The sequence below is a fragment of the Pseudonocardia sp. TMWB2A genome (genome assembly GCF_017312135.1).
Window position 1 is genome coordinate 448,597 of record NZ_QKQY01000001.1, and the last position, 26,398, is coordinate 474,994.

17 protein-coding genes, 3 tRNA genes and 1 CRISPR repeat array are annotated in these 26,398 nt (G+C 58.2%); of the genes, 9 read left to right on the forward strand and 11 right to left on the reverse strand.

The window, feature by feature from the left end; translation table 11 throughout:
- Positions 1-49: 49 nt before the first annotated feature.
- Positions 50-1,843: a gamma-glutamyltransferase gene (gene ggt / locus DMP17_RS02075; protein WP_337827426.1), complete on the reverse strand. Its 1,794-nt coding sequence runs from the start codon at positions 1,841-1,843 to the stop codon at positions 50-52.
- On the reverse strand, positions 1,824-5,003 hold the full coding sequence (locus DMP17_RS02080; protein ID WP_337827427.1) for a TonB-dependent receptor domain-containing protein: 3,180 nt from the start codon (positions 5,001-5,003) through the stop codon (positions 1,824-1,826). The genes ggt and DMP17_RS02080 overlap by 20 nt, the downstream gene beginning before the upstream one ends.
- A gap of 462 nt (positions 5,004-5,465) precedes the next feature.
- Between DMP17_RS02080 and cas9 the strand changes: the two genes are divergently transcribed.
- The 3 genes from cas9 to cas2 all read left to right on the forward strand — a co-directional run bounded on the left by cas9 (position 5,466) and on the right by cas2 (position 10,032).
- Positions 5,466-8,678 (forward strand): type II CRISPR RNA-guided endonuclease Cas9, encoded by a 3,213-nt coding sequence (gene cas9 / locus DMP17_RS02085; protein ID WP_337827428.1) that lies wholly within the window; start codon positions 5,466-5,468, stop codon positions 8,676-8,678.
- A gap of 71 nt (positions 8,679-8,749) precedes the next feature.
- A complete protein-coding gene (cas1, locus tag DMP17_RS02090) occupies positions 8,750-9,688 on the forward strand; it encodes a type II CRISPR-associated endonuclease Cas1 (RefSeq protein ID WP_337827429.1) in 939 nt (312 codons plus the stop codon).
- 38 nt (positions 9,689-9,726) lie between these two features.
- The gene (cas2, locus tag DMP17_RS02095; protein WP_337829749.1) at positions 9,727-10,032 is read left to right on the forward strand and encodes a CRISPR-associated endonuclease Cas2; all 306 of its coding nucleotides are present in this window, start codon (positions 9,727-9,729) and stop codon (positions 10,030-10,032) included.
- 73 nt (positions 10,033-10,105) lie between these two features.
- Positions 10,106-11,462: a CRISPR direct-repeat array (repeat unit 36 nt; unit sequence ATCATAGCAGTTCAGAAATCACGGTCCAGCTGCAAC).
- Between the two features lie 67 nt (positions 11,463-11,529).
- On the opposite strand, the gene DMP17_RS02100 is transcribed toward cas2, so the two are convergent.
- Positions 11,530-11,620: transfer RNA gene (locus tag DMP17_RS02100), tRNA-Ser, on the reverse strand.
- A gap of 103 nt (positions 11,621-11,723) precedes the next feature.
- On the opposite strand from DMP17_RS02100, the gene DMP17_RS02105 reads away from it, so the two are divergent.
- Complete coding sequence (locus DMP17_RS02105; protein WP_337827430.1) at positions 11,724-12,728, forward strand: peptidylprolyl isomerase; 1,005 nt, start codon at positions 11,724-11,726, stop codon at positions 12,726-12,728.
- A gap of 327 nt (positions 12,729-13,055) precedes the next feature.
- Here the strand turns inward: DMP17_RS02105 and DMP17_RS02110 are convergent, their stop codons facing one another.
- Positions 13,056-13,190, reverse strand: a complete 135-nt coding sequence (locus tag DMP17_RS02110) for a hypothetical protein (RefSeq protein WP_337827431.1) — start codon at positions 13,188-13,190, stop codon at positions 13,056-13,058.
- 117 nt (positions 13,191-13,307) lie between these two features.
- Here DMP17_RS02110 and DMP17_RS02115 point away from each other — a divergent pair.
- A tRNA-Thr gene (locus DMP17_RS02115) sits at positions 13,308-13,382 on the forward strand.
- 377 nt (positions 13,383-13,759) lie between these two features.
- On the opposite strand, the gene acs is transcribed toward DMP17_RS02115, so the two are convergent.
- The 3 genes from acs to cpdR form a co-directional block, all read right to left on the reverse strand.
- Positions 13,760-15,721: an acetate--CoA ligase gene (gene acs / locus DMP17_RS02120; RefSeq protein WP_443217806.1), complete on the reverse strand. Its 1,962-nt coding sequence runs from the start codon at positions 15,719-15,721 to the stop codon at positions 13,760-13,762.
- A 140-nt stretch (positions 15,722-15,861) separates the two neighbouring features.
- A tRNA-Val gene (locus DMP17_RS02125) sits at positions 15,862-15,936 on the reverse strand.
- A gap of 62 nt (positions 15,937-15,998) precedes the next feature.
- Positions 15,999-16,394, reverse strand: a complete 396-nt coding sequence (gene cpdR, locus DMP17_RS02130) for a cell cycle two-component system response regulator CpdR (RefSeq protein ID WP_337827433.1) — start codon at positions 16,392-16,394, stop codon at positions 15,999-16,001.
- Between the two features lie 133 nt (positions 16,395-16,527).
- On the opposite strand from cpdR, the gene DMP17_RS02135 reads away from it, so the two are divergent.
- The gene (locus tag DMP17_RS02135) at positions 16,528-17,454 is read left to right on the forward strand and encodes an N-formylglutamate amidohydrolase (protein WP_337827434.1); all 927 of its coding nucleotides are present in this window, start codon (positions 16,528-16,530) and stop codon (positions 17,452-17,454) included.
- Between the two features lie 334 nt (positions 17,455-17,788).
- Here the strand turns inward: DMP17_RS02135 and DMP17_RS02140 are convergent, their stop codons facing one another.
- Positions 17,789-18,574, reverse strand: a complete 786-nt coding sequence (locus DMP17_RS02140) for a SapC family protein (RefSeq protein ID WP_337827435.1) — start codon at positions 18,572-18,574, stop codon at positions 17,789-17,791.
- A gap of 192 nt (positions 18,575-18,766) precedes the next feature.
- A complete protein-coding gene (locus DMP17_RS02145; protein ID WP_337827436.1) occupies positions 18,767-20,224 on the reverse strand; it encodes an FAD-binding oxidoreductase in 1,458 nt (485 codons plus the stop codon).
- Positions 20,225-20,397: 173 nt separating this feature from the next.
- Here DMP17_RS02145 and DMP17_RS02150 point away from each other — a divergent pair, with 173 nt between their 5' ends.
- The 3 genes from DMP17_RS02150 (at position 20,398) to DMP17_RS02160 (ending at position 23,498) form a co-directional block, all read left to right on the forward strand.
- The gene (locus DMP17_RS02150) at positions 20,398-20,931 is read left to right on the forward strand and encodes a hypothetical protein (RefSeq protein ID WP_337827437.1); all 534 of its coding nucleotides are present in this window, start codon (positions 20,398-20,400) and stop codon (positions 20,929-20,931) included.
- A 143-nt stretch (positions 20,932-21,074) separates the two neighbouring features.
- On the forward strand, positions 21,075-22,505 hold the full coding sequence (locus DMP17_RS02155) for a DEAD/DEAH box helicase (protein WP_337827438.1): 1,431 nt from the start codon (positions 21,075-21,077) through the stop codon (positions 22,503-22,505).
- A gap of 96 nt (positions 22,506-22,601) precedes the next feature.
- On the forward strand, positions 22,602-23,498 hold the full coding sequence (locus DMP17_RS02160; RefSeq protein WP_337827439.1) for a hypothetical protein: 897 nt from the start codon (positions 22,602-22,604) through the stop codon (positions 23,496-23,498).
- Between the two features lie 55 nt (positions 23,499-23,553).
- On the opposite strand, the gene DMP17_RS02165 is transcribed toward DMP17_RS02160, so the two are convergent.
- Both DMP17_RS02165 and DMP17_RS02170 read right to left on the reverse strand, forming a co-directional pair.
- Positions 23,554-25,200, reverse strand: coding sequence for a hypothetical protein (locus tag DMP17_RS02165; RefSeq protein WP_337827440.1), 1,647 nt, complete (start codon positions 25,198-25,200; stop codon positions 23,554-23,556).
- A 50-nt stretch (positions 25,201-25,250) separates the two neighbouring features.
- Complete coding sequence (locus DMP17_RS02170; protein ID WP_337827441.1) at positions 25,251-26,327, reverse strand: NADP-dependent oxidoreductase; 1,077 nt, start codon at positions 26,325-26,327, stop codon at positions 25,251-25,253.
- Positions 26,328-26,398: the final 71 nt, after the last annotated feature.

Consider the following 26,398-nt stretch of genomic DNA (forward strand, 5'->3'; position numbering starts at 1 on the left):
ACCTCCTGTTGCGGCCTCATTAACGGGCCGGTTTATTTTGTTCTTAGCTCTATTTCACCCCTTCGGCGAGCGCGTCGGGGCGGCGCGTGTCGGCAGCGCCCAGAAAGCGCACACTACCATCGGGGCGGCGTTCGACCATGATCGACTGGATGCTGCCCATCGTGTTCGACCCTTTGACCTTATGGCCCTTCTTTTCGAGAAGCGGAATAAGGTCCGGCGAAAATCCGGTTTCCAGCTCGATCGGCGCATCGGCCCAGCCTTGGTTGATGCGCGGGCGCTGGGCGGCTTCGGCAATGTTGAGATCATGGTCGATGACGTTCGACAATAGCTGCACCATCGTCGCGATAATATAGCCGCCGCCCGGCGTGCCCGAGATAATCCACGGCTTATCCTCCTTGAACACGATGAGGGGCGTAATGGTGGAGCCAACCCGCTTGCCCGGAACCGGAGCGGTGGCGTGCTGGTCCACGCCCTCGCGCTTGGTCCATGCCAGATTGCCGAGCGAATTGTTGAGCAATACACCGGTGCCGGGCGCAACCACATGCGCGCCATAGCTTGCCGAAAGCGTATAGGTATTGGCGACCGCATTACCCCATTGGTCCGCGACCGAATAATGGGTCGTGTCCTTGCTTTCATAAGGATAGGGGTTGCCGTCCGGCAATTTGGTCGCATCGAGCGCCTTATCCTTGCGGATGAGCTTTGCGCGTTCAGCCGCATAGGCTTTGCTCGCAAGGCCGGACGAAGGCGTGCGCCAATCGGGCAGACCCCCGACAAAGCGCCGGTCGGACGAGGCGATTTTCACCGCTTCGGCAACAATGTGGAGCGTGTCCGCGCTCCCCCATTGCATCTCCTTGATCGGGAAGCGTTCGAGGATGTTCATCGCTTCTGCGACCGTCACCCCTGACGCGGTGGGTGGCATATAGGCAATGCGGTTGCCGCGATAGCTTGACCAGATGGGCGGGGTGATAATCGCGCGGTAATTGGCCAGATCCTCATGGGTGATAATCCCGCCGCCTGCCTTCATCCCCGCAACGATGCGGTCTGCAACTGGCCCTTTGTAAAAGCCGTCCGGGCCTTTGCGCGCAATCTGGGTGAGCGTCCATGCAAGGTCGGTTTGCCGGAAGGTATCGCCCGCTTGCCAAGGCGTGCCATCGCGGCGGAAAAATATCGCCATCGCGGCGGCATCATCGCTCATCAGCTTTTTCTGGTCGGCATGGGCTTCGGCTTCATCGTCCGATAGCGGCACACCCTTGCGCGCCAAATCTATCGCGGGCGCGACCAGCTTGCTCCATTTGAGTTTGCCATAACGGCGATGCGCTTCCCACAGCCCCATAACGGTGCCGGGGATCGAAACCCCCTTCATCGACATGCCCTTGGCGCTGTCAAACTTGCCTTTATCGTCTAGCAACAGGTCGGGCGTGGTTGCGGCGGGCGCTTGGCCATAATAGTCGATGGCGATGGTTTCGGCAGGCTTCCCGCCTTGGGCTGCCATATGGACAACCATATAGCCGCCGCCGCCGACATTGCCTGCGCGCGGCAGAGTGACGGCGAGCGCAAAGCCGGTGGCGACCGCCGCGTCCACCGCATTGCCGCCTTCGCGCAGGATTTGCACGCCAACGCGCGTGGCAATCTCGTTCTGGCTCACGACCATGCCGCCGCGCCCGATTTCGGGATGGTGGATCTGGCCATAGCCGACAATGTCGCCGCCGCTAGGCCCGCGTGTCGTGACGGTTGCGGGGGCAGCAGGCGCTGCGCTTTGCGCGCCAGCCGGGGTGAAAGCCGGGGCGGCGAGGGCAACCGCCAGCCCCAGTGCGAGGAACCGCTTAGAAACCGACGCGGACATTGGCATACCAGTAACGGCCATAAGGATTATAGAGGCTGCCAAGATAACCGTCCGATGACAAGGGCGGCTTTTTATTGGTGATGTTACGCGCGCCGATGCGGAAACGATATTTGTCCGTCGGCTTGAACTGGACATAAAGATTGCCCGTCAGCGTATCATCGACCAGCCAATTATTACCGTCGCTGTCGAGAAGCCCGGTATCTTCGACATAGCCGGTATATTGCGTATAGCCGCCAACCTGCATCTGATCGTCAATGTCCCAGGTGAGCGAGGCATTCCATTTCCACTTGGGCTTGCCGTTGCGCCGGACAAGATCGCCCTGTTCGAAAATATTGGTGCCTGCATTAATCTCGCCCTTTTCGCGCGCTTCGAGCAAAGCCTTGATCGGCGCGGAGGGTTCGAGGAAGAATTTCTTCAGATACGCAACATTGACCGACAGGTTGAACCGGCCAATCCCCGTTTGCGGGGTGCGCCAGCTCAGGCCGAAGTCAATCCCCGACGCCGCTTGCGGCAAAAGGTTCACATATTGGTCCTTCACATAAAGCACACGGCCAGCGGGCGTGAGGCCGGTGCCTTCGAAAAGAGCAATATCATCGGCGGTCGGATCGGCGCGGATGACATTGGGATCGGACGATCCTTGCGTGCGCAACCAATAATCATTGATAAGCGCATTGCCTTCACCGAACAGGCCGACAATGCCCTTTTGCTTGATGTTCCAATAGTCGGCGGTGAACACGACGCGGCCGACGCTATCTTCAAGGAAGCGCGGTTGCAGCACCACGCCGACCGTCCAGCTTTTCGACGTTTCGGGCTTGAGGTCGGGGTTGCCCGACCGCTGCGCCGTGGTCGCAAAGCCTTGCGAACAATTATTGAAACCGGTGATGTGGAGCGGGTTGGGCGCGCCGCCGGGGAGGGTCGCCGGTTGGCGCAGTTGCGCTTCGCAACGCAGATAATCGGTGCGCGTGTTGGAGCGCGTCACCAAGGTCGCGTTAATCTGTTCAAGGTTCGGCGCCTTGAAGCCTTCGGAATAGGAGCCACGCAAGCGGATGCCGTCAATCACATCCCACGCCGCCGCAACCTTTGGCTTCGCGACCGAACCCACATCGCTATAATGTTCGAACCGGCCCGCCACTTGCAGGTCGAAGCGATGCACGAGCGGAATATTCATTTCGGGCGACACGATAGGGATTGCAACTTCGCCATAAGCGGCAAAGACGGTGCGCTTGCCGCGTGTGTCGGGCGAGGGGCTGGAGCCGACAAGGTCGCTGCCATTGACAAAGCCGGTGACGGCATCGGTGAAGGTGATGGTGCCATCAACCCGGGCATCACGGTCGTCAAATTGGGTTTCGCGGCGCACTTCGCCGCCGATGGCAAGGCCTACGTCACCCGCAGGAAGCGAAAACAGGTCCGCCTTGCTGCCCTTAATATCCCACATAGCGAGCGAGGTTTTGGAGCGGCGCACGGTTTCAATACGGATCGCATCAATCGCCGCCTGGCTGTTGAAGGTCGTATCAGCGCCTGACGGGTCGAGCAGATTGCCGCCGGTAAAAGGGTTATAGGCATCGGGCGTTGACAGCGCGAGCTGGCGTTGCAGCAAGGTCGCACTAATCCCGTCCGACCGGTCGCGCGCGGTGGCTTCGGAATAAACCACCGCCGATTCCCAATCAAAACCCGCTGCTTCAAAGCGGATGCCGCCGAGCAAACGGAATTGCTCATTCTTCACATTGACCAGATTGGGGCCGACATCGGCGAAATTATAGCTGCTCAATGTAATCGGGACGCCAGCGGCAGGCACAGGGCCGGTCGGGGTGAACACGCCATTGACGATGCGCCCGCGCACCAATCCCGGAATCCGGTTCGGGTTGGGCTGACCATTGGGCAGCGTCGCAGCGCCGAACGGGTTCCAGTAATTGCTCGCCGGAATAACAACCGGACCGGAACTCAGCGTGCCGGTCGGCGACTGGACGCTGTCGGTTTCGGCGCGATAATATCCGGCCTCACCGAACAATTCGACGCCATCGGCTATTTCATAACGGCTGGTGAGGAACAGGTTCAAACGCTGCACCGCAGGCATCACATCGGTATTATAGGCATAGGGCGCGTCAAAGCGCAGGTTGCGGTCGGCGACCGCCGTATTGGTGCCATCGTCAATGCAGATGCCGCCCGCAAGACCGGTCTGGCAGCCTGCATTGGTGCCGGGCTGGATATGGAATTGCCCCGACGCATTGGTGAGGTTGCGCGTGCCGATACCGACCGCGCCGCCGGTCGCGGTGAACGAGCCCCAAGGCGTAATCGTGCTGCGTCCGTCAAGCGCGGTCGATCCTTCAAATCTTGTGCCTTCGAACAGGTTCATCTTGTTGGCCGAGCGCGTATAGTCCTGATCGGCAGCTTTGAGCGCCGACCGGTCGGTATAATCGACAAACAGGGTCACATTGCCGCGCCCGTCGCCGAAATTATGACCAAGGATAGCGTTGGCGTTAAATTCGTGAAGATGCGTGCCTTCGGCCATACCATATTGGAGCGAGACTTCGCCGCCTTCAAAATCCTTGCGCAGCACGGTGTTGACCACGCCTGCGACCGCATCCGACCCGTAAATCGCCGCTGCACCATCGCGCAGCACTTCCAGCCGCTCGACGCCCGATACGGGAATCGCATTGGTATTATAGGTGAGGACCGGCACCAGATTATCGTCCGCGCGGCTGGTCGGGTGCCACACCACGCGGCGGCCATTGAGCAAGGTCAGCGTGTTACCGACGCCAAGGTTGCGCAGGTTCACCGAACCCACATCGCCGCGCGCCGAGTTGGAGCTATTGGGCAGATAGGCGCTGTTGAAACTCACATCGCCCATTTGCGGTATGGAGCGGAACAATTCGTCGCCGGAAGCGGCGGCCGTGTTCGCAATTTCTTCGCTGCCAACCACGGTGACGGGGAGAGCTTCGGTGATTTTGCTGCCTTTGATCTGCGATCCGACCACGACAATCGCGTCGCCATCATCGGTGGTTGCGTCGGCGGAAGTATCGGCTGCGGCGTTTTGCGGCGCGTCGTCGGGGGCGGGGTCTGCCGTCTGCGTTCCGGCAGCGCCGCTATTCTGGGCGAGCGCCGGTCCGGCCAAAGTCAGCGAAGCGGCTGAAGCGAGGAGAAGAAATTTTGTTACGCGCATAGGATCCCCCACAATGGTTTGTGACTAATATCACAAGGTGGACCATAGCTTTGTGACCTGCATATGAAAAGGAAGGTGCGCCAAATTTCTCCGCCTGCGACAAAAATGCCACGGATTTTGCGCATTTCGCGTCAAATCAATGACCGGACAAGTTAACAAAAATGTCAAAGTAGGAAGGGCGCGCGCGAACCGCAGAGCTGCGTTATATGGTAGGCGGACAGGAGAGGTGTCGGCGGGGAGGGAGTTAGGCGCTAGCCTTGCGAGCCCCGCAATCGCGCGCAAAAACGCGCTAAAATAAAAAACGGGGGCCGTAGCCCCCGCCTTATTTGGTGCAATTCAGATTGCTTGTTAACAACCAGAACCGCGATTTCTGAATAGGGCAAATCTGACCCAACCCGACAACAATGTCAATTGCAGAAATGTGACATTTTGATACGTAAGCAATTGTGGGGGGAGAATCAGATGAAAACATCCTTGGGACTGGACCTTGGCACCAACTCTTTGGGCTGGTGCTTGTATGAAATGGACGGGGACACCCCAAAACGGATTATCGACATCGGTGTCCGGATTTTTCCCGATGGCCGCGATCCGAAATCCGGTGCTTCGCTGGCCGTGGACCGCCGCGATGCGCGCGCAATGCGCCGCCGCCGTGACCGTTATATCGGCCGTCGCTCCGCCTTGCTGCGCGTGTTGATGCGCTACCATCTGATGCCGCCCGCTTTGCTCGATGCCAAAGCCTTGGAGAAAGAAGATCCGTATGAATTGCGGGTGCGGGCGCTCGATGAAAAGCTTGAGCCTTATGAATTCGGGCGCGCGCTATTCCATCTGAACCAACGCCGCGGTTTCAAGTCAAACCGCAAGGCGGACCGTAAATCCAAAGACAATGAGGGTGGCAAGATTGCGAGCGGCTCCAAGGCGCTCGATAGTGCGATGGACGAAATGGGCGCGCGGACGTACGGTGAATTTTTGCTGAAACGAGACCGCGCCTCCGGTGGGCGCTTGGGCAAGCGCGTGCGGATGCGGCCAGATGCAGAGGGCTATGATTTTTATCCCGACCGCCGCCATTATGAGGGAGAATTTGAAAAAATCTGGGCTGCGCAAGCCGCTTATCATCCGGACCTGCTAACCGAAGAAGCGCGCGCGGCTATCCATCGCGTGATTTTTTACCAGCGCCCGTTGAAAGAGCAGGTCGTCGGCTTTTGCACCTTTGCAGGGACCGGCGGCGTTCCGGCGGACGAAAAGCGCCTGCCAAAAGCGCATCCGCTCTTTCAGGAACGGCGGCTCTATGAAGAGGTCAACCAGTTGCGCATTGTTTCCGCAGGCGCGGCTGAGCGGGACTTGAGTTTTGACGATCGCAATGCGCTCATTCACAAGCTGCGCACCAAGCAGAAAGTGAGTTTCAGCACGCTCGGCAAAACCATCAAACTGGCCGAAGGTGAACGATTCAACAAGGAAAGCGAAAACAGGAAAGACCTGCTCGGCAATGAAGTCTATGCCGTGATGGCGGACAATAAACGCTTCGCGGGACGCTGGGGCGACTTCCCGCTCGGCGAGCAGTTGCGGATTATCGACAAGCTCGAAAATGAAGAATCCCCCGAAGCCTTGCTGGCATGGCTCAAGGCCGAATATGCGCTCGACGATAACACCGCCGAGGCTGTGGCGAACGCAAAGCTCCCCGAAGGCTATGGCCGGTTCGGTGAAACCGCGACACGCTTGTTGCTGGACCAGCTCAAGGCAAGCGTTATCACCTATGACAAGGCTGCGCTCGCGGCGGGTTTCCACCATAGCGATTTCCGCACGGGCGAAGCCTATGATGAACTGCCTTATTATGGCGCTGTGCTCACCCGCGAAATCGCGCCGGGCAAGGAGGAATATGGCGACAATGACGAGCGCCAATATGGCAAAATCACTAACCCCACCGTCCATATCGGGATGAACCAGCTTCGCCGGGTGGTGAATGCAATCATCAAAAAACATGGCCGCCCGGACGTTATTTTTGTCGAACTGGCCCGCGAATTGAAGCTTAACGAAAAGCAGAAAGCCGAAGCCAATCGCAAGATCAAAGCCAATACCGAAGCAGCGCGGCGGCGTTCGGACTATCTGGAAAGCATGGGACAACGTGATAGCGGCGGCAACCGGATGCTGATGCGTTTATGGGAGGAGTTAAACCCGTCCGATCCGCTCAACCGCCGCTGCCCTTATTGCGGCGAGCAGATCAGCGCCGAAATGCTGATGAACGGGTCAGCAGATGTAGACCATATCATTCCCTATTCGCGCTGCCTCGATGACGGAGCGAGCAACAAAACCGTGTGCCACATCCACTGCAACCGCCAGAAAGGGCGGAAAACCCCGTGGGAACAATGGAGCCATAGCGAACGCTGGGAAATTATCCAGGACCAGGTCGCGTGGATGCACAAATCCAAACAATGGCGCTTTGGCCCCGATGCGATGGAGCGTGTGAACAAAGTTGACGGCCACGTAACAGAGAATGGGTTTTTGGCCCGCCAACTGCATGACACCCAATATCTCGCCCGCTTGGCGTCGCAATATTTGCGCAGCCTTTACGCGGAAAAAGGGGAAGGCTCGCGCCGCGTTTATGCTGTGCCGGGGCGGATGACCGCGATGCTGCGCCGCTTATGGGGGCTGAATTCGATTTTGCCCGACCATAATTATGTCGAAAACGAACATAGTGATGCGCCCAAAAACCGGCTCGACCATCGCCACCATGCGATTGACGCGGCGATTATCGGGCTGACAAACCTGTCTTTATTGCAACGCATCGCGACCGCAGCCGGGACCGCAGAAAAGATGGAATTGGACAGCCTGTTTTCGGACCTTGCCAAACCTTGGCCGACATTCCGCGAAGACCTGCAACAACGGCTGCGCGCTACTATCGTCAGTTTCAAGCCCGACCATGGCCGCAAGGGCAAACCGGAAAAAAATCGCGATGTTACGTCGGGCCGCCTGCACAATGAAACCGCTTATGGCTTGACCGGCAAGGTCAACGCCCGCGGCGCGCCGATTGTTGTCCACCGGATTCCGTTTATGTCGCTCCAGCCCAAAGATCTGACCAATCCGGAACGGATCGCCGACAAGCTTTTGCAAGAAGAGCTTTACAAGGCCACGCAAGGGCTAAGCGGGAGCGAATTCCAAAAGGCCTTGGTCGATTTTTCTAAAACGGCCGAACATTATCAAGGCATCCGCCACGTCCGCGTGCGCGAGCCTTTGCATGTGATCGCAATTCGCGATGCGCAGGGGCGGCCCTATAAAGCCTATCAGGGCGATTCCAATGAACGCTATAATGTCTGGCGCTTGCCGGATGGCAGTTGGACTTATGATGTGATTTCGACCTATGATTTCCATCGCCATGATTTTGTCGAACAGCGCCCGCATCCTGCCGCCAAAAAGATTATGAGCCTCAAACAGGATGACATATTGGCCATCGAGAAAGAGCCGGGCATCCGTTCAATCGTCCGCGTACAGAAATTCGGACAGAATGGGCAAATATTCCTGATAAACCATAACGAAACCGGCAACATGGCCCAACGCGACAAGGATCCGGATGACCCGTTCAAATTATACGGCCCCGGCGTAAATGCGCTCAAAAAAATGAAGGCTCGTCAGGTCCGCATCGACGAGCTTGGCCAGATATTCGATCCCGGCCCGCGCGATTGACGCCCAAACTACCGGATTAACCAATGGTTAGGCATAGTCTGCGATACTCCGCCCCTTGAAAGGGGCCAGAATTGGACCGTATTGTCGATATTGCCACCGACAATCTCCATCTGTCTGCCTATCGCGGGCTGCTTCTTGTCAGCCGCGACGGGCAAGAACAGGGGCGCGTCGCGCTCGACGATATTGCGGCCCTCATCGTCCATGCCCATCGCGTAAGCTGGACCACCAATTTAGTGGTAGAATTGGCCGGACGCGGGGCCATCATGATACTGTGCGGTTCCAACCATGCCCCTGTCGCGGTGACGATGCCGCTGTCCGGCCATCACGCCCAAAATGCGCGGATGCGCGCGCAATGGGACATACCGCGCCCCTTTTTCAAGCAAGCGTGGAAACGGATTGTTGCGCATAAAGTGCGGATGCAGGCGAGCCTCCTCGACGCGCATGGCCGTGATGAAGCGCAAGCCTTATATCTGATGGCCGATCGTGTCCGTTCCGGCGACCCCGACAATATCGAAGCGCAAGCTGCACGCCGTTACTGGACCGCGCTTTTCGGTCCCGACTTCCGCCGCGACCGGCAGGCAGAGGGCGTTAATGCGATGCTCAACTATGGTTATACCGTGATGCGGGCGATGGTGGCGCGATCCGTTGTCGCGTCGGGCTTGCATCCCAGCATCGGCCTCCATCACGCCAATCGGCTCAACAGTTTCGCGCTCGCCGACGATCTGGTCGAGCCTTTCCGCCCGTTGGTGGACGCGGTGGTTTGGCAAATGCAGGCGGACGGGGTTGCGAGCGTGGACAGCGATTGCAAGGCACGCTTAACCGCGATTATCGCCGCGGACCTTGATCTTGAGGGCGCCTCCTCCCCCGTTTCGGTAGCCGCGCAACGGCTCGCCCAATCCTTGGCCGCCAGTTTTGAAAATAACGACCTTTCGCTCGCCTTGTTCGCCCCGCCGTCGCCCTTGTCATGGGCAAGAATCGCGCGGCACATCCCCGACGGTGAAACGCGATGAAAGGGCAGGGGGCGGCGCATTATAGCGGATATCAGCTTATGTGGATTTTGGTCATGTTCGATCTGCCGGTGACAACGCGCGAACAATCGCGCGCCGCCACAAAATTCCGCGAATTTTTGCTGGACGAGGGCTATGAAATGAGCCAGTTTTCCATCTATGCACGCTTTTGTTCCGGCAAAGAGCAATATGAAACCTATGTCCGGCGCATCGGCGCAAACCTGCCTGAAAAAGGCGACGTCCACATCCTCGGATTTACCGACCGCCAATATGAAAATATCATCCGCTTTTCTGGCCAATCCCGAAAACGCCAACGCAAAAACCCGGGCCAACTCGCGCTATTTTGATCGATTCGCGCGGGATTTTTGCTAGTCGATGCGGTGTTAAATTGATTAATTACAATAATTTAACGCCGTATCGATCATAGCAGTTCAGAAATCACGGTCCAGCTGCAACCATCACCGCATCCACCTTGTCCCAATAGCGATCATAGCAGTTCAGAAATCACGGTCCAGCTGCAACACGCTCGTCGCGGAAATGGAGACGCCCACAATCATAGCAGTTCAGAAATCACGGTCCAGCTGCAACCACGACGAAGCCAAAGCTCGCGAGTATCTCGATCATAGCAGTTCAGAAATCACGGTCCAGCTGCAACGGAACGCTCGATTATCTGTGCGCGTCCTATATCATAGCAGTTCAGAAATCACGGTCCAGCTGCAACATCGCCATACTTGTCGCCGCTTTTGGCTTCATCATAGCAGTTCAGAAATCACGGTCCAGCTGCAACGCCGCTGCCGATCTCCCGTCGAACGCCAGCATCATAGCAGTTCAGAAATCACGGTCCAGCTGCAACTAACAATGACCGCTTGCCCAATGGCGAAACATCATAGCAGTTCAGAAATCACGGTCCAGCTGCAACCTCGCCGCGCGATGGCAGCATATCGGTGATATCATAGCAGTTCAGAAATCACGGTCCAGCTGCAACAAAGGTCCCGAGGATGTTGAAGACGCTAAGATCATAGCAGTTCAGAAATCACGGTCCAGCTGCAACCTCGACATAGATGACGACTTCGCCCAGCACATCATAGCAGTTCAGAAATCACGGTCCAGCTGCAACCGGCGATTGTCCATATCGTCCAGAACGGTTATCATAGCAGTTCAGAAATCACGGTCCAGCTGCAACAAGCGGACCTCAAGGTCGACGGTTTTTGCGATCATAGCAGTTCAGAAATCACGGTCCAGCTGCAACTCAAAAGTTAAACCGGAGAAATCACATGAGATCATAGCAGTTCAGAAATCACGGTCCAGCTGCAACCAAATTGCTACCGCGCATTTCCGAACCCAAATCATAGCAGTTCAGAAATCACGGTCCAGCTGCAACGGTGCCGGACACGTTGTACGCACGGCCGCAATCATAGCAGTTCAGAAATCACGGTCCAGCTGCAACAACCAACCACGTGTGCCGTCGGGGCCGCATATCATAGCAGTTCAGAAATCACGGTCCAGCTGCAACGTCGTGACCGAAGACCAGCCCAAAGGCCGCATCATAGCAGTTCAGAAATCACGGTCCAGCTGCAACGCCAGAGTAAGATGAGACGACCACTTGGTCATCATAGCAGTTCAGAAATCACGGTCCAGCTGCAACAGCCGGGCGATATGTATTACGACACCACGCATCATAGCAGTTCAGAAATCACGGTCCAGCTGCAACTACCAGACCCGACCGCTTCACAATCGGATCATCATAGCAGTTCAGAAATCACGGTCCAGCTACAACCTTTTGGCGGTGGGCGCGGCGGGCGCAAAGATCATAGCAGTTCAGAAATCACGCTTATCAAAAAAACTGGCGGAGACGGAGGGATTCGAACCCTCGATACGGTTTTGCCGTATACTCACTTTCCAGGCGAGCGCCTTCGACCACTCGGCCACGTCTCCGCATATCCCGGTTAGGAAGCGCAAGCCCCTATCCTGCCTTGCGCTCCGGCGCAAGCGTGCGCAGGATGGGAAAGGCAATAAAATTATAGCGGGAGGCATTTTTATGATTCGCACACGCGACAAATTGGGGTTCGGGCTGGTGGCGATGACGCTAGCGGCGTGCAGTGCTTATGCGGCCGATGATGGCGCAGTGGACCGCTCCAAATTGCCGACGCCGGCCGATGTTGTGGACAATGCGTCCAAGGCCGAATGGGTCGAAATTGCGCCGGATGATTTGCTGGTGATGGACTTGCCGCCCGTTGCAACGCCTGTGGGGAGCAAGCCGCGCCGTGTCGTCATTCAACTGATGCCCGCGCCGTTCAGCCAAGGCTGGGTCGGCAATATCAAAAAGCTCGCCGCCGCCCATTGGTGGGATGGCACCGCGATTGTGCGGGTGCAGGATAATTATGTGACCCAATGGGGCGACCCGGATGGCGAGGATAAGGCGAAGGCCAAGCCGCTGCCCAAAGATTTGGTGACGGTGCCGGAGGAGAATTATGTCTCCGCAAGGCTGCAAAATACGACGCCAGTCGGAGAGAAAACGCAACCGGCACCGCTATTTGACGATCTCACGCTCGCAGGTGATTCTTACGGGAAAGCTGCCGGATTTGAAAGAGGGTGGCCGTTTGCAAGTGATGGTCATATGATCTGGCCGCTGCACTGCTATGGCGCAGTCGGCGTAGGCCGGAACACGTCACCAGACACCGGAACGGGTGCCGAGCTTTATACCGTCATCGGTCAAGCGCCACGCCAACTTGACCGCAATATAGCGGTCGTCGGGCGCGTGATTTCGGGCATGGAATGGCTGTCGAGCCTGCCGCGCGGGACGGGCGCTCTGGGTTTTTATGAAACGCCGCAGGAGCGCACGCCGATCAGGTCGGTGCGGCTCGCGAGCGAACTGCCAGCCGCCAGCCGTCCGCGCTTTGAATATATGAACACCGGCAGCAAGAGTTTTGCCGACTATGCGAAACTACGCGCGAACCGGCGGGACAGTTTTTATAATGTGCCGGCGGGCGGTGTGGATATTTGCAATGTGCCGGTGCCGGTGCGCGCGGTGAAGGGGAAATAGGGGGTAGTCCCCAGCTTTAGGGTACCCTGAGGCTGGTCGGATATGTTGGAGCCACACCCGTTTCGTCATTGCGAGCGGTAGCGAAGCAATCCAGCGTGATGGTCGCCCGCTCTGGATTGCCGCGCACCTTCGGTGCTCGCAATGACGGGTGAATGAAGGTCATCGAAGCCCATCCCTCTCGCGGTTTTTTGAAATTTCAAGTGCGGGAGATGGATGCCCGATCAAGTCGGGCATGACGAGGGGAGGGCGAGAAGAGGGCGTATGGTAGAGGAGAGGGCTGCTGCTTGCGTGTTGCGGCTTGGCACGCTTTTTGGAGGGCGGTGCAGCTTACCCCTCTTTCCCGTCCATTTCGCGCGATTGGGCTTTGCGGCGGCGCAGGTTCGCGCGCAATTGTTCGGCAAGTTTTGCCTTTTGTTCGGCCTTGGCGCGCGCGGTGGCATCGGATATTTTCTGGTCGCTCATAAGGCTTCTTTTGCTTTTTTGCGGCATTAGCGCAAGGCCTGCCTTGACAGGCACCGCGTCCCCCGCCATAGGGCCGCTTCCGGTTGATGGCCTTGTCCCAAAGGCCGCCCGTAATGTGCTGCTGTAGCTCAGTGGTAGAGCACTCCCTTGGTAAGGGAGAGGCCGGGAGTTCAATCCTCCCCAGCAGCACCATTTTCCTGATTTTCCTGATGATGATGTGAAAAAGCCGCCTATCGGGTGCGCACACACTTTATCCCCTCCCGCCCGCGGGAGGGGCAATGGAGCCTTAGGGCTGTAAGCCCTTAGGCGAGTGGGGTGGGTGGACGCTCGCGCTGCGTTTACTGACAGACCCCACCCCAACCCCTCCCCTGAAGGGGAGGGGCTTTAGGTTGCGACAGACCTTTATCCCCTCCCGTTCACGGGAGGGGCAACGGAGACTTGGGAATTTGAAGCGTAGCGAAAATTCTTAGCCGAAGTCGGGGAGGGCAGAGGTTTACTCTATGCGTGCCGACATACCCCCTCCCACCCAATGAGCGGGAGGGGAGGATAAGTCGTGTTTTAGCTATTCCTCAACGCGCACCCATGCGGTTGACGACCAGATTATCGACGACGCTCGGGTCCGCGAGGGTGGAGGTATCGCCCAAGTTCGACACATCATTTTCCGCAATCTTGCGCAAAATGCGGCGCATGATCTTGCCCGAGCGGGTCTTGGGGAGGCCCGGCGCGAATTGTAGGAAGTCGGGGGTTGCAATCGGGCCGATTTCGCGGCGCACCCATTGGATCAGCGTCAGGCGCAGCTCCTCGGATGGCTCTTCATTCACGTTGAGCGTCACATAGGCGTAAATGCCTTGGCCTTTCACATCATGTGGCATCCCGACAACGGCGGCTTCGGCAACGGTCGGGTGCGAAACGAGCGCGCTTTCGACTTCGGCGGTGCCCATGCGGTGGCCGGACACGTTGATGACATCATCGACGCGGCCGGTAATCCAATAATAGCCATCCTCGTCGCGGCGGCAGCCGTCGCCGGTGAAATATTTGCCGGGATAGGTGGTGAAATAGGTCTGGAAGAAGCGTTCATGGTCGCCCCAGACGGTCCGCATCTGCCCCGGCCAGCTATCCAATATGCACAGATTGCCTTCGGTCGCACCTTCCAGCACCGTGCCTTTTTCATCGACCACTTGGGGGACGATGCCGAACATCGGGAAGCTCGCCGCGCCGGGCTTGGCGGCATGGGCGCCGGGGAGCGGGGTCATGAGTGTGCCGCCGGTTTCGGTTTGCCACCATGTGTCGACAATCGGGCAACGGCTGTCACCGACGACGCGGTGATACCATTCCCAGGCTTCGGGGTTGATCGGTTCGCCGACCGAGCCGAGCAGCTTCAACGAAGCGCGCGAGCTTTTCTTCACCCATTCATCGCCTTCGCGCATGAGCGCGCGCAACGCCGTGGGCGCGGTATAGAAAGTATTGACCTTATGCTTGTCGACCACATCCCAGAAGCGGCCATGATCGGGATAGTTGGGGATGCCTTCAAACATCAAGGTCGTCGCGCCATTAGCGAGCGGACCATAGACGATATAAGTGTGGCCGGTGACCCAGCCGATGTCCGCGGTGCACCAATAAACCTCGCCGGGCTTATAATCGAACACATAATCATGCGTCATCGCCGCCCACAGCAAATAGCCGCCGGTGGTGTGCAGCACACCCTTGGGCTTACCGGTCGAACCCGACGTATAGAGGATGAACATCGGATCTTCCGCATTCATCTCCCACGGCTCGATATGGTCGGAGACATGGCGCGCGGCGTCATGATACCACACATCGCGGCCCGATTGCATCGCGACCGTACCGCCGGTGCGCTCGACCACGACGACGCGCTTTACCGACGGGCAATGTTTGAGGGCTTCATCGACATTGGCCTTGAGCGGGACAATCTTGCCGCCGCGCAAGCCTTCATCAGCGGTTACCACCAGTGACGAATCGCAATCCTGGATGCGCCCCGCGAGCGCGTCGGGGGAAAAGCCGCCAAACACGATGGAATGGATTGCGCCGATGCGGGTGCAGGCGAGCATTGCCATCGCCGCTTCGGGGATCATCGGCATATAAATGGTCACACGATCGCCGCGCCGCACCCCTTGCGCGCGTAGCACATTGGCGAAGCGGCAAGTTTCGAGGAATAATTGCTTATAGGTGATGGTCCGGCTTTCGGTCGGATTATCGCCTTCCCAGATGATCGCAGGCTGGTCGCCGCGCGTTTCCAGATGACGGTCAAGGCAATTAGCCGAGACGTTGATAATGCCGTCTTCAAACCATTTGATGCCAAAGGTCGCCTCGTCGAAGCTCGTATCCTTGATCTTGGTCGGGAATTTCATCCAGTCGAGCCGCTCTGCCTCGCGCGTCCAAAAACCGTTCGGGTCGTCGACCGACTCTTTATACATTGCTGCATAGCGTTCGGCATTGATGGTCGCGCGCTCGGCCCACTCTTCGGGAACGGGATAAAGGGGTTCGGACATGGCGGGCTCTCCTTTGCGCATATAACAGGCTTTCTCCCAATTTTGGGGAGGCCGACGCACAAATCAAGGAAAAAGGCCGGAATTACGACCAATGTCTAAGGCCGCGCGCGATAACAAAAAACCCGCCGGGCCATGCGTTGACCGGCGGGTTTTTGATCGAATGGTGGGCGTAGCAAGGATTGAACTTGCGACCCCTACGATGTCAACATAGTGCTCTACCACTGAGCTATACGCCCATTCGAGAGCGGGCTATTAGTCGGCACAGCCCGCAAGTGCAAGCGCCAAAAGCGCGTTCAAGTCAATTTTGTTCGGAAACCTTGCGATGCGCGAACATCGCATCAACCTGGGCCACCAAATCCCTCAAGTGGAAAGGCTTGGACAGCAATTTTGCCTGCGGCACGGTTTCGCCTGCCTTTAACTGGACGGCGGCAAAGCCGGTGATGAACATGATCTGTGTGTCGGGCGCGACCACTGCAGCATGTTGCGCCAGCTCGATACCGTCCATTTCCGGCATCACAATATCGGACAGAAGAAGGTCATAAACACCCGATTCGAGATAGGGCAGCGCTGCTGTCCCGCGATCGACGGCCATCACTTCATATCCCGCCGCAAACAGCGCGCGCGTCAGATATTCGCGCATGACATCATCATCTTCGGCAAGCAAAATTCTTATCATGACGCAGTTTTGGTCCATTGGAGATGCCCCGCAAATCGCGCGGATTAGCCCCCCTTATATGCCGCGAATGTTTAACATTTTCCAGCAAGGCGGTGCCTTGGGTGAAAAATAAAAAGCTGTGCAGCGTCCGGACAAGGCTAAGCTACGGAACATGAAGCGTGATTCGTCCGACCTTGAGCGCGCGGCCTGCGACCCGGCAACGGTTGTCGTGCCGCCTTTTGTGCTGGCGAACGCAGATGCACCCGCGCGCGCGGTGCTTCTGTCGGTGCCTCATGCGGGGCGTTATTATCCGCAGTCCTTGCTTGAGGCCGCGCGCGTGCCGGTGGAGGCTTTGCAGCGGCTTGAAGACCGTTATGTGGACCGGCTGACAGCCGATACCGCAGAGCAGGGCTTCATGGTGCAGACCGCGACCCATGCGCGCGCCTTTATCGACCTTAACCGTGCGCCCGATGAAATTGATGCCGGGATGGTGCGCGATGTCGCGCAGTCGCGCGCTGCTACGCGCGTCGGCAAGCCGAGCGAGAAAGTGCTGGCAGGGCTTGGCCTGTTTCCGCGTCGCCTGCACCGCTTCGGCGAATTGTGGCGGGGCGGTTTTGACTGGGACGAATTGCAGGCAAGGATTGCCGCCATCCACCGGCCCTATCATCAGGCGCTGGAACAGCGGATGGACGTGGCGTTGCGCGCGCATGGCCATACGCTCCTCATCGACCTTCATTCGATGCCGGGGCTGGGGGGTATCGCGCCTGCTACTTTGGTGATTGGCGACCGTCATGGCGCAACTGCACCGCCTTGGCTGGTCGAAGCCATCGAGCAGGAAGTGCAAAGCACGGGTTTGCGCGTCGCTTACAACCGGCCTTATGCGGGTGGCTATATCATCGCGCGCCATAGTCGCCCCGAACGGCGGCGCTATGCGGTCCAGATCGAGATTGACCGCACCGCCTATCTTGATGCGCAGGGACAGCCGGAGAGGGCAGCTTGCGCGCGGCTTTCGGCGCTGGTCGCGCGCGTGGCAACGGTCGCGGAATTTGCGCTGGCCGAACGGTTCGGTCCGCCGCTCTGGTCGCAGGCTGCTGAATAAAGGATAAAAAAACCACCTCGTACCGGAGCACGAGGTGGCCAAGGTCCAGGGAGGAGATACACTCCAAGGAGCGTATCTATGCACCGACCGGAAAGGGGGAACCCGGCAAGCAGTGCACATTAGGAATATAGAGGAGGCGGCCCCTGCCTTCAAGAGCCGCAGGGCTGTTTATTATCAGATGAAACTATCGGGTCATTTGCACGGCATTGGCGTGACAGCGGGGGCCGTGCAGGTTCAACGAATATGACGTGCCGGGGCAGCCAAAAAGGTCACAAAAAAGGGCCCCCGAAGGCGCCCTTTTTCCGTTTTGGCCAAAGCCACGAAAAATTATTGCTTATGCTTCGCCGGCGGGGGCGGGCATTTGCGGGGGCATTTTGCCCTGCTGCACTTGCGCTGCGAAAATTTCGCGCATCAATTGGAGCGAGAAGAGGTGAGCGTAGATGAGCGGAAGCATCCCGTTCTGGGCGAGCTTACGCAACTGGTCGCCGCGCAATTCGCGCAGCTTGTTTTCGTCGACCATCTGGAAACCGCGATAGACGAACGGCTGTTCCACGCCTTCCTGCTGGATGGCGACTTCGCCGTCCATGAGGATTTCCAGCTTGGCAAGGTCTTCCATAAACTGACCGGTGCGCGCGCCCGCTTGTTCAAATTGTTCGCAGAAGGCGAGAATTTCCTGAACCGGTTGGGTCGGCTCGCCATTGTCGAACAGCTTTTCGCCATCCTTGAAATCGCCAATCACGCCCGATGTCGGGTCAAAGCACAGCGACAATTCTTCGCTTTGCGGGTTGAGGCGCGCGAGCATGAACGGATAGCGGCGGATATAGGCCGGAACATAGACCGGACCGCTGAATTTATTGTCGGCATCAAGGAAAGTGTTGACGCCTTCGTTGAGGCCCATCAGCGCGAGCGGAACCGGATTTTCGCCGACCGAAAATACGATCGGGAAATAGCGCCCGGCTTGGATGAATTCGTCGCTGGTCAGCGGAACCGCGTGGTGATCCTTGAGGAAGTCAGCCGATTCAGCGGGTTTTGCGCGCCATTCGGCATGATCGTTGCTCGAAAGCGGAACAAGGTCATTGTAGAAAAGCGGAAGATTTGAAGCTTGCGGCGCGCTGGCCATGATCGTGGTTCTCCAATAAAAATATGGTCTTGGATGCAAGGGAGGTCGCAAGCGCCCACCCCTCGCGCGAAAATATGGCTCGCCCTACGGTGTCGGGCGGCGCGGCGCAAGCGGAAAGCGGTGATAAGCACCCGCAAAAGGGGGAGAGATTACATCTGCTCCGCTGCGCCTTACAGTCACATTTTTGTAATGCTAAACCAGCACGCCGGGATTGAGGATAGCATTGGGGTCGAGCGCCTGCTTGATTGCGCGCAACGCCGCGATGCGGGCCGGATCATCAAGCGCATGGAAATAAGCACGTTTGGCGCGGCCAATGCCATGCTCGGCAGAGATAGACCCGCCCGCAGCAATGACGCGGCCATAGATAGCTTTGGACACCGCTTCGCCATGCGCGGCAAGCCATGCAGCGCCGCGATCTTGGGCATCGCGCGGCGGTTTGGCGTGGAGATGGATATTGCCGTCCCCCAAATGGCCGAAGCCCATCATGGTGACGCCGGGAAATTGCGCGGCGATGACGGTGGCATCTTGTGTTAAAAAATCGGGCATCCGCTCGACCGGCACACTGATGTCATGCTGGAGCGCGGGACCAAGCGCACGTTCGGATTCCGAAACGGAATCGCGCAGCCGCCACATGGCGTCGGCCTCGCGTTCATTCTTGGCAATCACCGCATCGCGCAGCACGCCTTCCTCAATGAGCGCGGCCAAACCGGTTTCAAGCGCGCTTGCAATCGGCCGCGCGGTGCCGCCGCTCTCGACCGCTTCGACAAGGATGTGCCACGCATAGTGCGGCGCGAGTGGGGCTTGAGCGGCGGAGATATGCGCGACCACGGTGGCGAGCGCGCTCCCCGGAATGATTTCAAACCCTTCCACCGCATCGCCCAACAGCGCCTCCAGACGGCGCAGCGCAGCCAGCGCCTGATGCGGGCTGTCGGTCGCGGCCCACACCACATGGCGCGCGCTGATGGCGGGCACCAGCTTCAACGTGGCGGCGGTCACAATGCCGAGTGTTCCTTCTGCGCCGATCAGCAATTGGTCGAGATTATAGCCGCGATTATCTTTGCGTAGCGCGGCAAGGCTTGAATGGAGCGATCCGTCGGGCAGGACCGCCTCAAGGCCCAGCACCAGCGAACGCATCGGTCCGTGGCGTAACACTTGCGTGCCGCCCGCATTGGTTGACACCAACCCGCCGACCGTGGCCGATCCTTTGCCGCCTAACGTTAATGGAAAGCGCAAACCTTCCTCTGCGACCGCTTCATGGAGATGCTGAAGGATAACGCCGGCTTCGGCAACAACCTGACGCGCGCCCGAATCTATTGCGCGAATCCGGTTCATGCGACGCAGCGACAGGATAAGGCTTGTCCCGCTCTCATCGGGCGTAGCGCCTGCGACCATGCCGCTATTACCCCCTTGCGGCACCAGCGCAATGCGGTGGGCATTGGCAAAGCGCAGAATATATTGGACTTCTTCGACTGTGGCGGGCGACAGCAGTGCCGCCGCGCGGCCATGATATTTCCCCCGCCAATCGGTGAGCCAAGGAGCCATGGCGTCAACGCTATTGCAAAAGCCTTTCGGGCCGAGCAAGCTTTGCAGCGGTTCCAGCCCGGAACCGTCCGCAATGACAGGCGCATCATGTGTCGGAAGGGGTGTCATGCCAACAGGAATAGGCCGGAACGGTGCAGCGCGCTACCCTTGGCGGGCAGGCCGCGCTTTCTTCCTGAATATATGTGCCCGACGCAATTCATACACAGTTCAACCGCCGCACGGCATAGACGCAGGCTCCTGCCGGAATCCAGGCGGGGGATGAACAACGTGGGGACGTTATAGTGTTGGCACCGTTTTTGCTGTTTTTTGCCGCACCCTTATTAGGGGCCGATCCGGCTGTCCCGGCGGCAGCGCCGGAGGCGATAGCCGTGCAAGCTGAAACGGGCAGCGTCGCGGGTGCAGACACGCTCCATTTCCAGTCGGTAGTGGTCGAACAACAAGTAATGATTCGCATCCCCGCCTCGCGCGCACAGGTCAACGGCTTTTCCAACACCCGGTCGGGCCGCGCGCGCGATGTGCCGATGCGCGTCGAATGGCGCGAGGTCAAAGCCCCGCGCTGCATCCCGATGCGCAGCCTGATGGGGGTGCAATATACCCAGCGCAGCAGCATCGACCTTATCACCCGTGAACGCCAGCGCCTGCGCGCTGCGCTCGATGGCGAATGTCGCGCGGCTGACTTTTATTCGGGTTTTTATATGCTTACGCCCAAGGACGGGATGCTGTGCGCGGGCCGCGATGTGCTGCACGCGCGGTCCGGTGCGCGCTGTGATGTGCGCAAATTCAGCTACCTTGTCCCTGAACCGCGCGACGACTAATCTGCATTTTTATGGCCTTTAGTCCGAAAGCGCCTGCGCGTTATTCTTGACTTTTTCGCGAAATTGCGTCACCGCGCGAAGTGCTGGATTGGCAGCGAACCCGCTTTGCTTCCATCATTATTTTTCCGGAATGATCTGATTTTATGAGTTTTGCCGACCTCGGCCTATCCGATGAATTGCTGCGCGCCGTTACCGAGGCGGGCTATGACACGCCGACCCCCATTCAGGCGCAGGCGATCTCGCCTGTGTTGATGATGAAGGATATTATCGGCATTGCGCAGACGGGGACTGGCAAGACCGCCTCCTTCGTGCTGCCGATGATCGACATATTGGCGCATGGACGCAGCCGCGCGCGGATGCCGCGCAGCCTCATCCTTGAACCGACACGCGAACTCGCCGCGCAGGTTGCCGAAAATTTTGAAAAATACGGCAAATATCACAAGCTTTCGATGGCTTTGCTGATCGGCGGCGTATCGATGGGCGATCAGGTGAAGGCCTTGGAAAAGGGCGTCGACGTCCTCATTGCAACGCCGGGCCGGTTGATGGACCTGTTTGCGCGCGGCAATATTTTGCTCACCGGTTGCAACCTCCTCGTCATCGACGAAGCCGACCGGATGCTCGACATGGGCTTCATTCCGGACATTGAGGAAATCTGCACCAAGCTGCCGGGCAACCGCCAGACCTTGCTGTTTTCGGCGACCATGCCGCCGCCGATCAAGAAGCTCGCGGATAAATTCCTCAGCAACCCCAAAACCATCGAAGTTGCGCGTCCTGCGACCACCAACACCAATATTGCCCAGCATCTGGTGAAGGTCGAATCCCGCAAGAAACGCGAAGTTTTGCGCTCGCTGTTGCGCAGCGAAGATGTTTCGACCGCAATCATTTTCTGTAACCGCAAAACCACGGTGCGCGAGCTTAACAAGAGCCTGCAGCGCCACGGCTTTGCGAGCGGCGAAATCCACGGCGACATTGACCAGTCGGCGCGGCTCAAGGAATTGGCGCGGTTCAAGGACGGGTCGGTCAACATACTGGTCGCATCGGACGTCGCTGCGCGCGGACTTGATATTAAGGGCGTGAGCCATGTGTTCAACTTTGACGCGCCCTGGCACCCCGACGATTATGTCCACCGCATTGGCCGCACCGGCCGCGCAGGCGCGAAGGGCAGGGCGTTTACCTTTGTCACCAAGGAAGACGCCGAGGCACTCGACAATATCCAGAAGCTGATCGGCAGCGATATTCCGCTGATCGACACGCCGGGCGGTGATGCCGGACGGGCCGACAGGTCGCGCGGTGAGGGGCGTGGTGAGGCGCGCGGTGAAAATTCTCGCAGTGAAGGGCGCGGCGAAAAATCGCGCAATGACAAGACGCAGGACGATATGCGCAAAAAGGACCGTGCCCCTGCTTCCGGCCGTAAGGCTCAGGCAGGCAAGGATGACGGACAGCGCAAGTCTCCGGCCAAAGAACCGCGCGGCGACCGCCCCGAACGCAAGCCCCGCTTCGAGCAGATTGACGCTGAAGAAGATGGCGCATGGAATGGCCCGATGCCTAGCTTCCTGTCGGTCGGGATCGGCTAAACACACCGTCCGGCTGCTCGATTAGCCCTTTGAACGCGCGCGATTTTTTTGGTGCGCGCGGGCAAAGTCGGTTATGGGCGGGGCATGTTTTCTTTCATGAAATCGGGTATCGGCCTGTCATGTGGCCTCTTATGTGCAAGCCTGTTGACGGGCGCGGTTGCGCCGGATGCACAGCGCAGGACAGCTCCAGCCAAAACCGCAGCGCCGACGCGCGTTAATCCCGCTTCGGCTGACCCTTCACCGGCAACGCTCAAGCCGGTCAATATCGCGATCAATGTCAACCGCCATCTCAAATCGATGGATGGCACCATGTTGCTATATCTGCGCTCCGGCGTGTGGAAGCTCGGCGGCGCGCTACTGATGCGCGACCGGCGTTATTTCACCAGTTTCGAAGGGGTGCAGAAAGGCACCAAATTGACCCTCAACAGCTTTGACGGCGAGCGCGGCATGGATGCGCCGCCGGATCTTACGATGCAGGGCGAGGTCCATCTGCTCGATAATGAAGTGACCTTGGCGATCAAAGATAACCGGGATGGTAAAGTCCGCAATATGCGGTTTGTGCCGAACATTGCAGTTCCTGACCGCCCACTCATAAAAATTCGCCTCTTTGGTTATCATAATGCGGCAAGCCATCGTGACCGTATCACCCGTATAGAAATACGTGATTATAGAAGCGATAAACGCCTCCAGACGCTCACCGGCTTTTGGGCGGAACCGGTTGCTTATGTTGATTATGAAGATATCAATTATGACGGCTATATGGATTTGCGTATCCTGCAGGATTTTGACACCGATAAATATCTATATTGGTTATATAATCCTACGACACGCAGCTTTGCCCGCGCGCGCGATTTCGAAGCACGTAGCGGTTATCTGACCACACGCTTCTGGTGCAACCAGATCGACTTCCACATGGGGTCAACCTATCGCATGGAGAAAGGCAAGTTCCGCAAAGAACCGTGGGTGTGCGAACCGTTTGACGGATTGGAATAAACGTCCGGCAATATGTCGCGCCCGCACGGCGTTGCCCATCCGTGAACGCGCCCGCTTATTTCAGACTCGCAATTTTCTTGCGATAGGCCGCGACATAATCTTTGAAATAGGCAAGGTCAGGCCTTTTTGATCCCCTGCACGGCACCGCGAAAGTGAATTGCTTGCCGTCGGAATCGCAATTAATCCCGAACGCTTCTTCGGGGCGCGTGGCGAGGCGGCCTGACTCTATATAGTCGCGCTCGAATGTGTCGAGCATTGCCACTGCTTCGGCTGGGCGGCCCTTGATGATCAGCCGGTCGACCATATTCAGCACCGTGGTGGCCCGCACATAGACGGTGGTGGGATAGCTGTCGGCGCCAAAATCAGTGATGATGCGTTGCCAGACCGCCTCCTGCTCGTCGGTTTTTTTCAACCCCTCCCACGCAGTCGCCTGATTGTTAAGCAGGCTGGCCGCGCGCGAGCGCAGCACCGGATCGGGCGCGGAGATGAGCGCGGCATAGGCATCGCCGCTCACCTTGATAGCCTCGTTATATTTGCCGATTGCAGACAGGTCATTGCTCATATTGATCGCCGCGCGCGCCGCAACTTCGCGCTGGTCGGTATATTCGCTGTTAATCGCGGCCTTCCACAAAGCTTCATAACCAACCACCCGCTTGGCTGCGCTTTCGATTTTGATAATCGCGTTAAACCGCTTTTCCAACCCGTCAACACCTGGCGAGGGTGAAGGCTGGTCTAAGGTTTCGCGCGCGAGCGGGGCAGGGACTTGCGTGCTTTCCAGCGGTTCGAGAATGTCCGTAGCTTCGACCACACTGGTTGTTTCAAATACCGGATCTTCGTTGATAGCGGGCGCGGCGACTATCCGTGTTTCAACCGGAGCAGGCCACGTGATACCGCGGCTTTGCAGCGCGGCGGCATCGACCATCTCTGCGCCCTCGATGCAATCGCGGCGGATAGCGTCGGCCAAGGTCGCGGTGAGTTTAATGTCCGACCGGCGCAGGCGCCCGACTTCGTCGGCCGTCAACTCCTGCCTACCGACATTGGCGGTGAAATCGAGCGGGGGCATGGCTTGTTGCCGGTCATAGGTGATGCGATATTCCGCATCCTCTTGCCCCAGTTCATAAATATTGAGCCGGTAGGGCTTGTCCGATGCTTCGTCCACCTGCACATCGGACGCCTCGCCGATCACAACATAGCGCGCACCCGCCATCGCGGCGGCAGGCACTTCGAACCTCCCCGACCAGCTATGCTTGTCACGCGGGAACAGGCGGCGCAGCGATAGCGCATCGGTGCGGGTTTTGAGGAAGCCGATCACCGGGGCATTGGCATAAGAAAACATATCCCCTTCAAGCGCCAGCTTCCGTGTGCCGGGCTTTGCATGGCCGGTCCGCATTGCCATCGGGAAAAGAGGGGATTGGGCCTTTTTTTCGGTGAATTTGTAAAGCCCGCCTTCTGCCTCCCACCGCCCCGCCGAAATGAGGTCGAGACTGCCAGCGATCAGGGTGAAGCAATATTGATGATCGTCGAGCACAATAAGCTGCGAGACACTATCGACCGATTCACCCCGCCAGATGCCGACCGGAGATGGCGAAGGCTCCGGCGCGGCATAGGCCGCCGATGGCACAGCGAGCGCGAGCGCGACCCAAGCGGCGGCGCTAAGGCGACGGAGGAAACGGCGGACGAAAGGGGACAGTGCGTTGGCCATAACTCATGTTGAGCATCCTTCGCTAATATTGGCAAGGCTGCCGGTGATACCTATAATTTCACCAGCATCTTGCCCGTATTTTCCCCGCTGAACAGTCCCAGAAACGCATCGAGCGTTGCGTCCAATCCTTCGCGCACGGTTTCGCGCGCCTGCACTTTTCCGGCCGCGATAAGCCCGCCCATATCCTGATAAAATTCGGGCAAATCCTTCATATAGTCGGTGTAGATAAAGCCTTGCATCCGGATGCGCGCCGGGATGGTGCGGATGATATATTTCATCTCCTGCGGCTTGCCGTCATTATAAACGTCGATCATCCCGCAAATCGCAAAGCGCGCCCAGCTGTTGGCGTTTGCAAAAGCCGCATCAAGATGCTCGCCGCCGACATTGTCGAAATAAACGTCAACGCCTTCCTTGCCGATACCCTTGAGCGCGGCAGCAAGCTGCGGCAGCACCGGGCCTGACTTATAATCAATACAAGCATCCGCGCCCAACGCTTTGACCCACGCGCATTTTTCTGCGCCGCCCGCTGATCCGATAACGGTCATGCCCTTGGCCTTGGCAATTTGCACGACCGCCGAGCCGACCGCGCCTGCCGCTGCGGACACAAAGACGGTTTCGCCCGGCTTTGCCTCGGCGGTTTTCAACAATCCTACCCATGCGGTCGCGCCGGTCAGCCCCATATTATGGAGGAAGGTTTGCGGCGGCAGCACGCTTGCATCTATTTTGTTGGGCATGAGTTCTGGACCGATCACCCCGCCATCGCGCCAGCCGCCCATGTGGAACAGCATATCGCCAACGGCAAAATCGGGGCTGTTGCTTTCTACCACTTCGCCAATCGCGCCGCCTTGCAACGGTTCGCCCAACTGGAAGCCGGGGACATAGCTTTTCACATCATTCATCCGCCCGCGCATATAAGGATCGACCGAAAGCCACAGATTTTTGACACGGACCTGCCCCGGCTCCAGCGCGGTGTCGGGCATCTCCTTCAGCTCGAAATTATCGGCGGTGGGCATCCCTTCGGGGCGGGATTTGAAATACCATGCACGGGCCATGCTGCTCTCCTCAAAAACATAGGGTGAAATTATCAGTTTTATTTTGAAACTTGTATCATAGCGCGCTGTTTCCATTTTGCCAGATGGTGCGGGCAAGGGCTGACAAAATTTGTTGCGCGCGCGGGACAGCGCCCATAAAAGAGCCG

Excerpts from the sequence above, each read along its gene's own strand:
- ggt (WP_337827426.1), bottom strand. The coding sequence starts at position 1,843 with ATGTCCGCGTCGGTTTCTAAGCGGTTCCTCGCACTGGGGCTGGCGGTT.
- DMP17_RS02080 (WP_337827427.1), bottom strand. The coding sequence starts at position 5,003 with ATGCGCGTAACAAAATTTCTTCTCCTCGCTTCAGCCGCTTCGCTGACT.
- DMP17_RS02110 (WP_337827431.1), bottom strand. The coding sequence starts at position 13,190 with ATGAGCGACCAGAAAATATCCGATGCCACCGCGCGCGCCAAGGCCGAA.
- cpdR (WP_337827433.1), bottom strand. The coding sequence starts at position 16,394 with ATGGACCAAAACTGCGTCATGATAAGAATTTTGCTTGCCGAAGATGAT.
- DMP17_RS02140 (WP_337827435.1), bottom strand. The coding sequence starts at position 18,574 with ATGGCCAGCGCGCCGCAAGCTTCAAATCTTCCGCTTTTCTACAATGAC.
- cas9 (WP_337827428.1), top strand. The coding sequence starts at position 5,466 with ATGAAAACATCCTTGGGACTGGACCTTGGCACCAACTCTTTGGGCTGG.
- DMP17_RS02135 (WP_337827434.1), top strand. The coding sequence starts at position 16,528 with ATGAAGCGTGATTCGTCCGACCTTGAGCGCGCGGCCTGCGACCCGGCA.
- DMP17_RS02105 (WP_337827430.1), top strand. The coding sequence starts at position 11,724 with ATGATTCGCACACGCGACAAATTGGGGTTCGGGCTGGTGGCGATGACG.
- DMP17_RS02165 (WP_337827440.1), bottom strand. The coding sequence starts at position 25,200 with ATGGCCAACGCACTGTCCCCTTTCGTCCGCCGTTTCCTCCGTCGCCTT.
- DMP17_RS02145 (WP_337827436.1), bottom strand. The coding sequence starts at position 20,224 with ATGACACCCCTTCCGACACATGATGCGCCTGTCATTGCGGACGGTTCC.
- acs (WP_443217806.1), bottom strand. The coding sequence starts at position 15,721 with ATGCGCAAAGGAGAGCCCGCCATGTCCGAACCCCTTTATCCCGTTCCC.
- DMP17_RS02160 (WP_337827439.1), top strand. The coding sequence starts at position 22,602 with ATGAAATCGGGTATCGGCCTGTCATGTGGCCTCTTATGTGCAAGCCTG.
- DMP17_RS02155 (WP_337827438.1), top strand. The coding sequence starts at position 21,075 with ATGAGTTTTGCCGACCTCGGCCTATCCGATGAATTGCTGCGCGCCGTT.
- DMP17_RS02170 (WP_337827441.1), bottom strand. The coding sequence starts at position 26,327 with ATGGAAACAGCGCGCTATGATACAAGTTTCAAAATAAAACTGATAATT.
- cas2 (WP_337829749.1), top strand. The coding sequence starts at position 9,727 with ATGTGGATTTTGGTCATGTTCGATCTGCCGGTGACAACGCGCGAACAA.